The organism is Streptomyces sp. NPDC059695, assembly GCF_042733785.1.
Taxonomy (GTDB): Bacteria; Actinomycetota; Actinomycetes; order Streptomycetales; family Streptomycetaceae; genus Streptomyces.
In genome coordinates, this window is the sequence record NZ_JBHWFF010000008.1 from 1 (window position 1) to 13,453 (window position 13,453).

At 70.7% G+C, this 13,453-nt stretch carries 15 protein-coding genes, 2 tRNA genes and 1 pseudogene; 4 read left to right on the forward strand and 14 right to left on the reverse strand.

Going from position 1 to position 13,453, the window contains the following annotated elements:
* From ACFV2S_RS12045 to ACFV2S_RS12065, 5 genes and pseudogenes are all read right to left on the reverse strand, one after another.
* Positions 1-752, reverse strand: a pseudogene (locus ACFV2S_RS12045) (class E sortase); the annotation flags it as partial.
* Positions 749-1,387: an aminodeoxychorismate/anthranilate synthase component II gene (locus tag ACFV2S_RS12050; protein ID WP_383785382.1), complete on the reverse strand. Its 639-nt coding sequence runs from the start codon at positions 1,385-1,387 to the stop codon at positions 749-751. The pseudogene ACFV2S_RS12045 and the gene ACFV2S_RS12050, both read right to left, overlap by 4 nt.
* Positions 1,384-1,545: a hypothetical protein gene (locus tag ACFV2S_RS12055; RefSeq protein ID WP_017240377.1), complete on the reverse strand. Its 162-nt coding sequence runs from the start codon at positions 1,543-1,545 to the stop codon at positions 1,384-1,386. The genes ACFV2S_RS12050 and ACFV2S_RS12055 overlap by 4 nt, the downstream gene beginning before the upstream one ends.
* Before the next feature lie 64 nt (positions 1,546-1,609).
* Positions 1,610-2,281 carry a class E sortase gene (locus tag ACFV2S_RS12060; RefSeq protein WP_385556753.1) on the reverse strand — a complete coding sequence of 224 codons (672 nt, stop codon included), beginning with the start codon at positions 2,279-2,281 and terminating at the stop codon, positions 1,610-1,612.
* 15 nt (positions 2,282-2,296) lie between these two features.
* The gene (locus tag ACFV2S_RS12065) at positions 2,297-3,064 is read right to left on the reverse strand and encodes a DUF881 domain-containing protein (RefSeq protein ID WP_383785377.1); all 768 of its coding nucleotides are present in this window, start codon (positions 3,062-3,064) and stop codon (positions 2,297-2,299) included.
* A 140-nt stretch (positions 3,065-3,204) separates the two neighbouring features.
* Here ACFV2S_RS12065 and crgA point away from each other — a divergent pair, with 140 nt between their 5' ends.
* Positions 3,205-3,459: a cell division protein CrgA gene (gene crgA, locus ACFV2S_RS12070; RefSeq protein WP_383785374.1), complete on the forward strand. Its 255-nt coding sequence runs from the start codon at positions 3,205-3,207 to the stop codon at positions 3,457-3,459.
* Between the two features lie 315 nt (positions 3,460-3,774).
* Here crgA and ACFV2S_RS12075 read toward each other — a convergent pair whose 3' ends face one another.
* Both ACFV2S_RS12075 and ACFV2S_RS12080 read right to left on the reverse strand, forming a co-directional pair.
* Positions 3,775-4,638, reverse strand: coding sequence for a rhomboid family intramembrane serine protease (locus tag ACFV2S_RS12075; RefSeq protein ID WP_385556756.1), 864 nt, complete (start codon positions 4,636-4,638; stop codon positions 3,775-3,777).
* A 23-nt stretch (positions 4,639-4,661) separates the two neighbouring features.
* Positions 4,662-5,189 carry a peptidylprolyl isomerase gene (locus tag ACFV2S_RS12080; RefSeq protein WP_385556759.1) on the reverse strand — a complete coding sequence of 176 codons (528 nt, stop codon included), beginning with the start codon at positions 5,187-5,189 and terminating at the stop codon, positions 4,662-4,664.
* A gap of 183 nt (positions 5,190-5,372) precedes the next feature.
* Between ACFV2S_RS12080 and ACFV2S_RS12085 the strand changes: the two genes are divergently transcribed.
* A complete protein-coding gene (locus ACFV2S_RS12085; protein WP_385556762.1) occupies positions 5,373-6,077 on the forward strand; it encodes a DUF5324 family protein in 705 nt (234 codons plus the stop codon).
* 416 nt (positions 6,078-6,493) lie between these two features.
* Here the strand turns inward: ACFV2S_RS12085 and ACFV2S_RS12090 are convergent, their stop codons facing one another.
* The 3 genes from ACFV2S_RS12090 to ACFV2S_RS12100 form a co-directional block, all read right to left on the reverse strand.
* Positions 6,494-6,871: a DUF6344 domain-containing protein gene (locus tag ACFV2S_RS12090; RefSeq protein WP_385556765.1), complete on the reverse strand. Its 378-nt coding sequence runs from the start codon at positions 6,869-6,871 to the stop codon at positions 6,494-6,496.
* A 156-nt stretch (positions 6,872-7,027) separates the two neighbouring features.
* Positions 7,028-8,143, reverse strand: coding sequence for an acyltransferase family protein (locus ACFV2S_RS12095; protein ID WP_385556768.1), 1,116 nt, complete (start codon positions 8,141-8,143; stop codon positions 7,028-7,030).
* Between the two features lie 534 nt (positions 8,144-8,677).
* Positions 8,678-8,750 (reverse strand) — tRNA-Ala (locus tag ACFV2S_RS12100).
* Positions 8,751-8,879: 129 nt separating this feature from the next.
* Here ACFV2S_RS12100 and ACFV2S_RS12105 point away from each other — a divergent pair.
* Together ACFV2S_RS12105 and ACFV2S_RS12110 are read left to right on the forward strand one after the other, a co-directional pair.
* Positions 8,880-9,434, forward strand: a complete 555-nt coding sequence (locus ACFV2S_RS12105; protein WP_385556771.1) for a helix-turn-helix domain-containing protein — start codon at positions 8,880-8,882, stop codon at positions 9,432-9,434.
* Positions 9,435-9,498: 64 nt separating this feature from the next.
* Positions 9,499-10,818, forward strand: a complete 1,320-nt coding sequence (locus tag ACFV2S_RS12110) for a protein kinase (RefSeq protein ID WP_385556774.1) — start codon at positions 9,499-9,501, stop codon at positions 10,816-10,818.
* Position 10,819: 1 nt separating this feature from the next.
* On the opposite strand, the gene ACFV2S_RS12115 is transcribed toward ACFV2S_RS12110, so the two are convergent.
* The 4 genes from ACFV2S_RS12115 to ACFV2S_RS12130 all read right to left on the reverse strand — a co-directional run bounded on the left by ACFV2S_RS12115 (position 10,820) and on the right by ACFV2S_RS12130 (position 13,410).
* On the reverse strand, positions 10,820-12,124 hold the full coding sequence (locus ACFV2S_RS12115) for a hypothetical protein (protein WP_385556777.1): 1,305 nt from the start codon (positions 12,122-12,124) through the stop codon (positions 10,820-10,822).
* Between the two features lie 270 nt (positions 12,125-12,394).
* Positions 12,395-12,529 carry a DLW-39 family protein gene (locus ACFV2S_RS12120; protein WP_003958712.1) on the reverse strand — a complete coding sequence of 45 codons (135 nt, stop codon included), beginning with the start codon at positions 12,527-12,529 and terminating at the stop codon, positions 12,395-12,397.
* Positions 12,530-12,676: 147 nt separating this feature from the next.
* Positions 12,677-12,750, reverse strand: a tRNA-Ile gene (locus ACFV2S_RS12125).
* A 99-nt stretch (positions 12,751-12,849) separates the two neighbouring features.
* Positions 12,850-13,410, reverse strand: a complete 561-nt coding sequence (locus ACFV2S_RS12130) for a DUF3566 domain-containing protein (protein ID WP_329855954.1) — start codon at positions 13,408-13,410, stop codon at positions 12,850-12,852.
* Between the last annotated feature and the right edge of the window lie 43 nt (positions 13,411-13,453).

The following is a 13,453-nucleotide window of genomic DNA, read 5'->3' on the forward strand; positions in this document are numbered from 1 at the left end:
GCCTTGTCGGTCTCCTGCCCGGCCAGGACGTTCGTCCACCACAACTGGTAGGTGACGAACAGGAGCATGACGACGCCGAAGGTGATGAACAGTTCACCGACGACGCGGCTGGCGACGACGCCGACGCTCTCCTTGGCGGCGCGGGCCGCGCGGCGGGCCTCGACGCGGGAGAGGGGCCGCCCTTCGGCGGCGGAGGACCCGGCGGACGGACCGGTGCCCGCGGGAGCGCCGCCCCGGTTCCTGCCGCGGCCGCCCTTCGCGGCACGGCGACGCTCGGCGCGGCCCGGGCCCGAACCCGGCTCGACGGGCGGCTCGGAGACGTCCTCCAGGGCCCGCAGGGGCATCGTCTCGCCCCTCTGGTCCCGCTGGGGCTCCTCCGGCTCGTACGCCCCGTACGGGGGCTTGTAGGGGCTCTCCTGAGGGGCGGCCCGACGACGGGACGCGGGCTCGTCGTACGCGTACGGCTCAGGCGCTGCGTACGGCTCAGGCGCTGCGTACGGCTCGGCCGGTACGTAGGGTTCGGCGGGCTGTGTGTACGACTCGGCGGGCGTGTACGCGGCGGGGGGCTGCGCGTACGCCTCGCCGCCCGGGTACGGCTCCGCGGGGGCGTACGGGACACCGCCCGCGTAGGGTTCGGCTCCCGCGTACGGCTCGGTCGGCGCGTACGGTTCGGCGGGTGCGTACGGGTCCTCGGGTATCGGCTCGGGCCCGGGACCGTTCGTCGGCCTGAACCACGGCGAGCCCGTCGTCACGCGACGGCCTTGCCCACCACCGGGGCGAGCCCGGCCGACCGGCCGACCGCCCCCTTGTCGCCGCACTGCTCAAGCCAGTTGGCCAGCATCAGGTGTCCGTGCTCGGTGAGCACCGACTCGGGGTGGAACTGGACGCCCTCGACCGGGAGATCACGGTGGCGCAGCCCCATGATGATGCCGTCCTCGGTGCGCGCGGTGACCTCGAGCTCGGCCGGCAGGGCGGCGGGCTCGGCGGCCAGCGAGTGGTAGCGGGTCGCGGTGAACGGCGAGGGCAGACCGGCGAAGACGCCCTGTCCCTCGTGCGTGACGAGGGAGGTCTTCCCGTGCAGCAGCTCGGGCGCGCGGTCGACGACGCCTCCGTACGCCACGGCCATCGACTGCATGCCGAGGCAGACGCCGAAGACGGGCACCCCGGTGTCGGCGCAGTGCCGGACCATGTCGATGCAGACGCCGGCCTGCTCGGGGGCGCCGGGCCCGGGGGACAGCAGGACGCCGTCGAAGCCGTCCTGGGCGTGGCTCAGCTCGACCTCGTCGTTGCGGAGGACTTCGCACTCGGCGCCGAGCTGGTAGAGGTACTGAACGAGGTTGAAGACGAAGCTGTCGTAGTTGTCGACGACGAGAATTCGCGCGCTCACTGGCCGTCCACCGTCACATCGTTGAACGGAAGCAGAGGCTCCGCCCAGGGGAACACGTACTGGAAGAGGACGTAGACGACCGCGAGGACCAGCACGATCGAGAGCAGCGCCCGTACCCACGCGTTGCCCGGCAGATGCCGCCAGATCCAGCCGTACATGACGTCGACCGCCCCTTCCGTTCGTTACGGGGACCAGAGTACGGGGCGAGCGGGCCGTGGGGGGTCAGCTGTCCAAAGCCTGTGGACGGCCGTCGGTCACGGGGCGGGTGGCGTCGAGGTGCGCCCAGACGATCAGCCGGTGGCTGCTGCCCCACTCGGGGTCGCAGGTGGTGAGGGTGAGGTAGCGGCCGGGCCCGTCGAAGCCGGACTTCCTGGGGACGGGGTCGACGACGGCGGTGTCGCCGGGGACGGTCCGGTACGGGCCGCGGTCGATCCGGTAGGTGAACCAGGTCGTGCCGTCGGTGAGGACGATCGCGTCGCCCGGCCGCAGTCGCGGGAAGTCCTTGAACGGGTCGCCGTGGGTGCGGCGGTGACCGGCGACGGCGAAGTTCCCGGTGTCGCCGAGGGCGGCGGTGCGGGTGTAGTGGCCGAGGCCCTGCTTGAGGACGCCGGGGCCGGTGCCTTCGAGGACGGGCCACTTCCAGTCGCGCCCGAGCCGGGGGACGTACATCACGGCGATGCCCTTGCCGGTCGCGTACGGCGGGCGGACGCGCGCGGGGGCGGGCGCGGGGGCGACGGGGGCGTCGGTCCACGCGCGCTGGAGGGTGTCGATCTGCGCGGCGCTCGCGCTGTCGGCCTGGACGCCGGTCCAGTACAGGAGGTAGGCGACGAAGAGGACGACCAGGGCGCCGGCGGTGATGCACAGTTCGCTGAGGGTCCTGACGACGAGACGCAAGCGGCCCTCCCGCCGTCAGCTCACCGGCTTCGCGTAGTGGAGGTCCACTGTGCCCGAGTACCCGGGAAGAGTCACCGCCCTGTGCTCGTCGACTTTCCAGCCGAGCCCGTACGCCTTGACGTACAGCTGGTAGTTCTGGAGCGCGGGGGAGTCGGCCAGGGCCTTCGTCAGCCTGGACCGGTCACCGACGGCGGTGATCTTGTACGGCGGGGAGTAGACGCGGCCCTGGAGGATCAGGGTGTTGCCGACGCAGCGCACGGCGCTGGTGGAGATGAGCCGCTGGTCCATGACCCGGATGCCTTCGGCGCCGCCCTGCCAGAGGGCGTTGACGACGGCCTGGAGGTCCTGCTGGTGGATGACCAGGTCGTTCGCCTGCGGTTCGGGGTAGCCGGGGGCTGCCTGGGCGTTCGGCGGGGCGTCGTCGAGGGTGACGGTGAGGCCAGGTCCGGCGACCTCGGTGGTGCCCGCGTTCGCCTCCAGCGCGTCGAGCTTCGCGTCCTCCGCGCGCGTGGAGCCGTCGTCGCGGGCGGCGAGGGAGTCGACCTGGGCGCGGAGCGCGGCGGCGGACTCGTCGAGACCGGCGTTCTTGTGGCTGCGCTCCTCGATCAGGTCGGAGAGCCGGAGGAGCGACGCGTCCGTGCGGATGTTGGTGCCCTTGGCGGTGTTGAAGCTCGTGACGAAGATCAGTCCGGCCAGGGCGAAAACGGCAAGGGTGAGCACGCGGACGGGGCGCCACCTCGTGGTGCGGCCCGGCCCTCCGGGAGTGTCGGCGGAATTGCTCAACGTACCCTGATCCCCTTCGGTGCCTCGGAAGCACTACGCTAACGGACGCCTGGGGGACGCAGTCGTCCTCCTTCGTCACATCCCGGCGCCAGCCACAGTTCCCTGCGCGGTCACGCAGCGCATCGACAGGAGAGTCCCTCGTGCCGAAGTCACGGATCCGCAAGAAGGCCGACTTCACGCCTCCGCCCGCCAAGCAGGCCACCAACATCAAGCTGACCAACCGCAGCTGGGTGGCACCGGTGATGCTGGCGCTGTTCGCCATCGGGCTGGTGTGGATCGTGGTCTTCTACGTCACCGACGGTTCCATGCCGGTCAAGTCGATCGGGAACCTGAACATCGTGGTGGGCTTCGGTTTCATCGCGGCCGGCTTCGGCGTCTCCACGCAGTGGAAGTAGCGGCGATCCGGTCGCCCGAGCGGTCGCGATAGCGGTCGCGGCGGCCCCTCGTCAAGCTCTCCCCCGAGCTTATCCACAGCGTTGTGCACAGCACTGGATAACTTACGAAGATCTGTGGATAACTCGCACGGGGTTGACGCCGGTATGACCGGAATCACCCCCGACAGAACACCCAACGCCCCTCGCCTCCCTGGAGAAACGCCAGGTCAGAGACGAGGGGCGAGGTATTTCCCCACACAGTGGGGAGGATCCGCCACGCGCTGTGGATAACTCTGGGGAAAGCTCAGAGAAGAGCTCTTACAGAGCCCCCTGCGCTCAGGTGAGCGCGGCCGAGCGGGCGAGCACGATCCCCAGGTCGATCAGCAGCACCAGCCCACAGGCCCCGTACTGCACGAGGTCCCGCCGGGCCCGGGGCGCGTGCACCATCGCGTACGTCAGCAGGACGCCCGCGACCAGACCGCCGACGTGCGCCTGCCAGGAGATCCCCGGACGGGTGAACGTGATGAGCAGGTTCAGCGCCACGAACAGAAGCGCCGGGCGCATGTCCTGGCGCCTGCGCCGGGCCAGCACGATCCAGGCGCCGAGCAGGCCGTAGACGATGCCGGAGGCCCCGAGCGAGAACTGGTTCTGCGGGGAGAGCAGATAGGCGAGCGCGGAGCCGGAGAGCCCGGAGAGCAGACAGAGGGCCGTGTACCGGATCCGCCCCAGCTCCGGTTCGACGATCCCGCCGATCATCCACAGGCCCAGCATGTTGAAGAGGAAGTGCGGGAGCTCCTGGTGGAGGAAGGCGGAGGTCAGCAGGCGGTACCACTCGCCGTCCGAGACCCCGACGAGCTCACCGCTCGGCAGGTACGCACCGCCGATCAGCGCGAGATGGTCGACGAGCCGGTCCCCGACCACCTGGACGGCGACGAACAGCGCCAGGTTGATCGCCATGAGGATCTTGGTGACCAGGCGCCCGTCCTCCGCCACCCGTCCGCCCGCGAGCGTCCGGGGCCGGTTGGCGTCGGCCGCGTGGCCCGTCCCCGAGCCGTCCCGGACGCACTCGGGGCACTGGAAGCCGACGGAGGCGGAGATCATGCACTGCGTGCAGATGGGCCGCTCGCAGCGCGCGCAGCGGATGCCGGTCTCGGCCTCCGGGTGGCGGTAGCAGCGCAGCAGACCGGGCTGCGTGTCCATGGCGGATGCCCCTCCCTTCCGCCTCAGCGCTTCTCGATCACCACGGACTCGACGACGACGTCCTGGAGCGGACGCTCGGTGCGGGGGTCGGTCGCGGTGGTCGCGATCGCGTCCACGACCTTCCGGCTCTCCTTGTCGACGACCTCGCCGAAGATGGTGTGCTTGCGGTTCAGCCAGGTCGCGGGGCCGACGGTGACGAAGAACTGCGAGCCGTTGGTGCCCGGGCCGGCGTTGGCCATGGCGAGCAGGTAGGGACGGTCGAAGAAGAGCTCCGGGTGGAACTCGTCGGCGAACTCGTATCCGGGCCCGCCCGTGCCGTTCCCCAGCGGGTCGCCGCCCTGGATCATGAAGCCCTTGATGACCCGGTGGAAGACCGTTCCGTCGTAGAGCGGGTCCGAGGAGACCGTGCCGGTGGCGGGGTGCGTCCACTCACGCTCGCCGGAGGCGAGTTCGACGAAGTTCCGGACCGTCTTCGGGGCGTGGAACGGCATCAGCCGCACCTTGATGTCGCCCAGGCTCGTCTTGAGGGTCGCGTACAGCTGCTCGGCCACGGTCGCCTTCCGTCCCACGTCGAGACGCGTCGTGTCGCGTCATGTCACGTCTGTCTCTGGCGTCTCCGATCCTCGCATGCCCCGGATGCCAGCCCCACATGCCGGACCCCGCTCCGGCGGGCATGATTCCGAAAAGGATGGAAAGGTGAAAAACCGACATCGCCACCGAGGAGGAGGAATCCCGTGACCCGCATGGACAGCGTGCGCGCCGCTACAGATTCGGCGAAGGAGAGCGTCCTGCACGCCGCGGAAGTGGTGGCGCCGTACGCCGAGACGGCCAGGGACCAGGCCACGTACTACGCGCACGGGGCGCGGACGTGGGTCGCGCCGAAGGTCTCGAAGGCCGCGCATCAGGCCCGGACGCAGGCTCGCGTGCAGTACGACTCGTACGTCGCACCGCATGTACCACCGCGGGTCGACGCGGCCGCGCACACCGCGGCGGTCAAGACCCGCAAGGCCGCCCGTCAGGCGGCCGACTACACCGTTCCGCGCGTCGAGAGCGCGGTCGCCGCGACCACTCCCGTCCTTGAGGAGGCCGGGTCGCGTTCCACTGCCGCCTGGGCCGCGCTGCGCGGACAGGTGACACCGGAGGACATTCACAGGATCGCGAAGCATCATGAGCGTCGGGCCAGGGCCGGACGCCTCGCCAAGGGACTCGTCGTCCTCGGGCTACTGGTCGGCGGCGCCTTCGCCGCCTGGAAGTGGTGGGACAAGCAGGCCAATCCCGACTGGCTGGTCGAACCTCCCGCTCCCACCGAGATGGGCGAGGGCTCCTCATTGTCGTCCGTCGACGACGGTGGAGCGTCCCACGACACGGAGGTGGAGACCGAGACCGAGGCCGATGCCGCGGCCGCCGCAGAAGCCGCCGAACGCGACGAACGCCGCTGACCGACCGCCCTCTGCCGAGGTCCTACCGGGGTCGAACTGGGTTCTGCTCCGTTCTGCTCGGTTCTGCTGGGTGTCTACTCGGTCCTGCTGGGTCCTGCCTGGTCTGATCCGGTCCTGCTGAGGTCTGCTCGGTTCTGCCTGATCCGATCCGGCCCTGCCGGGTTCCGCCGGGCTCTGCCTGATCCGATCCGGCCCTGCTGGGGTCCTTCTGGGTTCTGCTGAGGTTCTGCTGAGGTCCTGCTGGGTCCTGCTGGGTCCTTCTGGGTCCTTCTGGGTTCTGCTGAGGTCCTGCTGGGTCCTGCTGGGGTCCTTCTGGTTCCTTCTGGGTCCTGCTCCGGTGCTGCTGAGGTTCTGCCCGGCCCGTCCTGGGCGTGGGGCGTGGGGTGCGGGGAGCACGCGTCGTGGTCTCCCCACACCTACGCCGCAGCGGCGAGCGCCTGCTCCGTCAGCGCGACCGGGTCGCTCTCGACACCCGCGGTCGCCGACGAGCGCTGGCGCGAGGAGGGCGAGGAACCGTGGGCCTCGGCGGCGATGCGCTGCTTGATCGTCGGCGGCAGGGAGCGCTCCCCGGCGAGCGGCCACCGGTGCGTCCGCGGTGCGGGTACGGAGGCGAGGGCTCGCTCCCCTGCCGTGACGGCGGCGCGGGCGGCGGCAGGCGCGGCCGGCTCCTCGGGCTGCTGGACGGCGGGCTGCCCGGCCGCGGCGGCGGTGTTCGCCAGGCCGACGGAGGCGAGGAGGGCGAAGAGGACGGAGATGAAGGCGGTCCAGAACTGCTTGACCTTGGCGGTGGCCATGGCCCCTCACTTTCGTGATGTTCCCGGATGGTTCATTTCGGTTTGCGCGCTTTACGTACTTTCCTCATGATGTGGATGCGCGCCCGATTTCCACGGAGCACCGCCGCCGCCGCGCAGTTCTTCCGATGAACACCACCCGTCCGGATCAACCCGGCGTCAGAGCTGTGCGAGCCCTCGCTTGAGATAGCTGCTCAGGGGCTTCTCCACCAGCTTGTTCACCAGGTACGACAGCACCAGCATCCCGAGGACCAGCAGGCCGACGAGCGCCCACGGGGAGACCAGTTCGCGCGGTGCGAGGAAGCCGATGAGCTCCCAGCCGATCACCTGGTGGAGCAGGTACAGCGGGTAGGTCAGCGCGCCCAGGACCGGCAGCCACCGCCACTGGACGCGGTTGAGCCTGCCCGTGGCGATGAGCGCCATCACCCCGAAGAACACCGCGAGCAGCACGATCACGGGCCACGCGGCACGCCGGCCGAGGAAGGGCGTGAGGTGCTTGAACTCGCTGATGGTGGGTGCGAGGGAGGCGCAGAAGCAGATGCCGACGATGCCGAAGAGCATCAGGTTCGGACGGAACCGGTACATCAGGTAGAACGCCATTCCGGCGATGAAGAACCAGCTGTACTCGGGTATCAGCAGCATCCGCAGGGGGCCGGGCGGCGCCTTGGCGACGACGAGCGTGGCGGCGCCCCAGACGCAGCAGAACAGCAGGACCCTCTTGTACGTCAGGCCCCACCAGGCGACCAGGGTGAACAGCAGGTAGAAGCGGAGCTCCGTGAAGAGGGTCCAGTAGACGCTGTCGACGTGCGGCACCCAGAAGGCCTGCTGAAGCATCGTCATGTTGGTCAGGATGTCGTTCCACGGAAGGTGGCGGCGGCCGCCGGGGATGACCATGACGGTGACGGTGGTGACGATGACCGCGAACCAGTACGCCGGGTAGAGCCGGACCACCCGCGAGACGAAGAAGGTCTTGACGGGCCGGTTCCACGCGCTCAGGCAGACGACGAAGCCGCTGATGAGGAAGAAGAGCTGGACACCGAGATAGCCGTACGCCGACAGGCGGAAGGTCTCGGGGAAGATCTCCCTGACCGGTGTCGGCCAGCCGCCGCCGCGCGCCGTGTAGTGGTACCCGACCACCATGAGCGCCGCCAGCAGCCTGATCCCGTCGAGCGCGTGCAGCCGCGGCGGACGCTTCGCCCCGGGGCCCGACGTGTCACGCGTGTCGAGCCGCCTCAGGCGTGGCCTGCGCCGTACAGGCTGCAGCTGGTTCAGCATCTGGAAGTCCCCCTGCGTGCACAAGAACTGCGACCGGAGTACTCCCCCGGCTCCCCGACACCGTCAGACCAGCGAGGTGGGCATAGGTTGCTCACAGCTCCGACACAACTTCTGGTTTGTGTCACATGTCACTCGGACTCAGGCATTGCGAACGAGAACCGTAGGGGCTGCCATGAGGCGCGGCACAAGGCCCCCCGTCCCTCCCAGGCGCCTTTGCGCAAATCCCGAATGCGGTCAAACGCGAGGTAGGGAAGGTGGCAGACCCTCCCCGGCCCACCCGTTCGAGGAGTCGAACGATCACGTCACGGGGCTCGACGGCCGGCGCGGTGACGACGGCGATCTCCGCCCGCCCTCGTCCCGAGGGGACCTTCGGGGTGATCCGCACGGGTGATCCGCACGGGTGATCCGCACAGGTGGTCCACCAGCGCGACCGCATCTCGCCCGCCCCGCGCACGCGGGTCGGCCTCGGGTCGCGCCGACGGCGCAAAAACACCCCCTTGACCGCTTACCGCAGGTCAAGGGGGTGCTGAGGAGTGGAGCCTAGGGGAGTCGAACCCCTGACATCTGCCATGCAAAGACAGCGCTCTACCAACTGAGCTAAGGCCCCGGAACGAGGACAGCGTACCGGGTCACCCCCCATGTCCGGCAAAAGGATTGGGACTCCCGGTCCGCGACCACGCTCCGTAAGATGCTGAGCGAGGTTCGCAGTGGCGAACCTAAGGGATGGGGAGAAGTAATGGACGCAGCGCAGCAGGAAGCCACGGCAAGAGCCAGAGAGCTTCAGCGCAGTTGGTACGGAGAGCCGCTGGGGGCGCTCTTCCGTCGCCTGATCGACGATCTCGGGCTCAACCAGGCCCGGCTGGCGGCCGTGCTCGGGCTCTCCGCGCCCATGCTGTCCCAGCTGATGAGCGGCCAGCGGGCCAAGATCGGAAATCCGGCCGTCGTCCAGCGTGTCCAGGCTCTCCAGGAGCTCGCCGTCCAGGTCGCCGACGGCAGCGTCAGCGCCGCGGAGGCCACCGACCGGATGGACGAGGTCAAGAAGTCGCAGGGCGGCTCCGTCCTCACCGGCAACGGCACCGGCCAGCCCAGCACCGGTTCCGGTGGTCCGACCGTGCGCCGGGTGGTCCGCGAGATCCAGTCGCTGCTCCGTTCCGTGGCCGCCGCCGGCGACATCATCGACGCCGCGGACTCGCTCGCCCCGGCCCACCCGGAGCTGGCAGAGTTCCTCCGGGTGTACGGCGCCGGGCGCACCGCCGACGCGGTCGCCCACTACGAGTCGCACCAGAACTGACGCGGGGCCGGCAGCCGGCCGGCACCACGGAGAGACGACGCACACGGGGAGCGGGCGCAGCGCGATGGGTGAGGTCTTCGCTGGTCGGTACGAGCTGACCGACCCGATCGGGCGCGGCGGGGCCGGCGCCGTGTGGCGCGCCTGGGACCACCGGCGCCACCGTTACGTGGCGGCCAAGGTGCTCCTGCAGAGCGACGCCCACACCCTGCTCCGTTTCGTCCGGGAGCAGGCGCTGCGGATCGACCATCCGCACGTCCTCGCCCCGGCCAGCTGGGCCGCCGACGACGACAAGGTCCTCTTCACCATGGACCTGGTGGCCGGCGGCTCGCTGGCGCACGTCGTCGGGGACTGCGGACCGCTGCCGCCGCGGTTCGTCTGCACCCTCCTGGACCAGCTGCTGTCGGGCCTGGCCGCGGTGCACGCGGAGGGGGTCGTGCACCGGGACATCAAGCCCGCCAACATCCTCATGGAGGTCACCGGAGCCGGACGGCCGCATCTGCGGCTGTCCGACTTCGGCATCTCCATGCGCAAGGGCGAGCCGCGCCTCACCGAGACCAACTACGTGGTGGGGACACCTGGTTACTTCGCGCCCGAGCAGCTCCTCGGCGCCGAGCCGGACTTCACCGCCGACCTCTTCGCCGTCGGCCTGGTCGCGCTCCATCTGCTCCAGGGCCGCAAGCCGGACTCCCGGGCCCTGGTCGAGCACTTCCTCGCGCACGGCACCCCGGGCGCCCCGGAGGGCATTCCCGAGCCCTTGTGGCAGGTGCTGGCCGGCCTGCTCCAGCCCGATCCGCAGGCCCGGTTCCGGACGGCCACGGGAGTGCGGAAGGCACTGAGCGCCGCCGTCGAGATGCTGCCCGAGTCACGGCCCGACGAGGAGCCGGTCCGGATCTTCGACCGTCTCGGCCCGCTCCCCACCGGCTTCGGCCCCGAGGGCCCGACGGGACCCAGCGACAGCACGGACACCGCGGCCGCTACCGGCCCCGCGGAGCCCGTACGGCCCACAGAGCCCGCCGCCCGGCCCGAAGGGCCCGTACGGCCCGTACAGCCCCCGGCGCGGCCCGTACAGCCGCCGCACCAGCCGTACCGGCCCGCCGCCCACGCCCCCGCGCCCTCCCCCACCCCCGCGCCGCTGCCCGGGCCCTCCGAGACCGGCAGCTTCCATCTGCCCCCACCGGTCACGCGCCCGGCCCCGTCGTTCGCCCAGGCGCCCACCCCCACGGCCCCGCACGGCCCCGTCCCCGCTCCTCCGTTCACGACCCCCGTCGCCCCCGCTCCCGCTCCCGTACGCCGGCCGGGACCGCCCCCGAAGGTGGCGGTCCCGGTGCTCCTGCTCGCGCTCGTGTCGCTCGCGGTCGGTTTCTGGGCGCTGACGCAGATCTGACTCAGGCCCGCCGCCTGGCCAGCAGGGTCCACGCCCCGAGGCCGAGGAGAAGGACGGTCCCGGTGCCGATGCCGGCGGCCGCGACGGCCTTCATGGTGCCGTCCGACGGCGCCGTCGCCGCCGCCGCGCCGTTCGCCGCGGCCTCCCGGTCGTCCGCCGTCACCGAGAACATCCCGGGGTCCCCGTCGTACGCGGGCGCCTGCTTCGGGCTGCCCTTGACGTTCACCCGGAGCGTCAGCGGCACCGGCTTGTCGCCGAACGAGGCGGCGACCTCCGGGCTCAGCGTCGCCGACAGGTAGTACCAGCCGGCGAACCGCATGCCACTGGTGGCCTCCTCGTACGAGGTGCGGTTCTCGTGGGCCACCGGCCGCAGCGGGTCGAGCGCCAGCGTCGCGGGCTTCCCGTCGTACCGGACCGTGCCCATGTCGACGAAGCCGAGGGCCGGGTTGTCGAGCGAGAGAGTGAGGGCGTTGCTCACCGAATCGCCCTCGGCGCCGCTGCCGAGCTCGGCACTGGCGAAGAGCTGCTGCCCCCAGTCCACGGGCACGCGGTAGAAGAGCGTCTGGCCGGGGCGGATGTCGGCCCGCCACTCGCCCTCGCGCAGCGAGACGGCCTCGTGGAACCCGGCGCCGCCCTGCCGCTTCTGCTGGCCTCCGGCCGGCGGCGGGGGCGTGGCCGAGGGCCAGGCCGAGGGGAGCGCCGTGGGGCCCGGCTGCTTCAGGAGGGGCTCGGTCACGTACCGGAGCTCCAGCTCCCAGTCGTCCGGGGTGGAGGCCGCCGCCGACTCGCGCTCGACGAGCACGTAGTAGGCGCCCTGCTTCTGGCAGGTGGAGGACTCCGGGTCGATGATGCGGCGGGCGTAGGCGGCGAGCGGCCTGGCGTACTGTCCGGATCCGAAGTCGACGTCCTGGTAGCCGCAGTCGGTGCCGGAGTTGTCCTGGATGCTGACCTTGAACCCGTCGCCGTACTCGACCTTGCCGCCGGGCTTGGGGACGGCCACGACGGAGACGTACGCGTTCCGCAGCGTGTCGAGGTCGAGGCGGTAGGAGACCTTGCCGTCCTTCCGGAGCGTGTCGCGGTAGGTCCGGCCTGCCGTCAGGGGCTTCGCGTCGAGGCTGGAGGCGGCGCCCTGGATCCGCTGGGCCGTCCCGTCGAAGGCGTACGCCGGTACGGGCGTCCCGCCGGCCCCCTCGGCCGCCCGGGCCTGGACGGGCAGTGCCGTCACCGCGCCCGCGGCCGCCGCCACCGCGACGAGGGCTCCCGCCGTCCGGCCGATTCCGGTCCGCCTCCCGGCCTGCGTGCTCACGTGCGTCTCCCCTCCGTTCCCGCCCCACGCCGCGTCCGGGGGCGCTCGGTGCCCGGCCGTCCACCGCGCCGACCGTGGTGCCGGTCCATCCTGCCCCGCCCGCACCACCGGTGTCCGGCGCACCGGTCTCTTGTGCGAGTTCAGGCGACTTTGCTCGCGCAAGGGAGGCATGCGCGCCGGCGGGATCGGGGGAGGGAACGCCCCGGCCGGGAGAACAGCGAAGCCCCGGTCCGCTCACGCGGCCGGGGCTTCACCCACAGAGTGTGTGTCTCAGACACCGGAACCTGCGGGCACGGAGTCGGTCGCCTCCGTCCACAGGTCCTGCTCGGCGCGATCCGCCTGGATCTGGCGGTACACGAGGAGCCCGCCGATGGCGGCCAGTGCGACCAGGAGAAGCTTCTTCACCGCGCGACCTCGTCTTTCGTTGACGTAGGAGACATCTGACGCCCACTCTACACATCGACCGATACCGATCGGTGACCTGTACGAGCTTCAAACCTCGCACAAACAGAACGACCCGGATGGAGGAACCATCCGGGTCGATCTGAATTGTGGGGCTAACAGGATTTGAACCTGTGGCCTCATCCTTATCAGGGATGCGCTCTAACCAACTGAGCTATAGCCCCGCCGCGCTCTGCGGTGTGTCCCCGCCGCGCTGACTCCTGAACATTAGCGCACGTGGGGGCCAGTCCCAAAATCGGTTACCTACCCGGCCCCCGCGCGCGTCATTCGTCCTCGGCCAGCGTCAGCTCGACACCGCCCACGAAACCTGCGGACAGGTTGTAGATGAAAGCGCCCAGCGTCGCGAGCGCGGTCATCAGGACCACGTCGATCACGGCGATCACCGAGGTGAACATCAGCACCCTCGGCAGCGACAGGAACGACTGCAGGTCGAAGCCGTTGGACTCGTTCGAGCCCGTGGCCTCGCTGATCGTGCCGCCGACCGTCGAGAAGACGCCCATGGCGTCCATGACCATCCACAGCACCGCCGCGGCCACGACCGTGCAGATGCCCAGCGCGATGGAGAGCAGGAAGCTCACCTTCATCACCGACCACGGATCGGCCTTGGCCACCCGCAGCCGCGCCTTGCGCGTCCTGGGCGTCGTGCGCGCCCCGGTCCGCGGCCTGCGCACGGCCCCGGTCTGCCCGCCCGCCGTACCGCCCGCAGGCGTTCCGTACGCCTGCGGCGGGTGGTAGGGCCCGCCCGGCTGCGCGCCCGCGCGCTCGCCGGGCAGCGGCCCGTTGTACGTCTCGTACGAGGGCTGCTGCCCCCGAGTGTCCGTCACCGCAACCCCCTGGGAGTCCGTGGCGGGGCCACGGGCGCCGTTC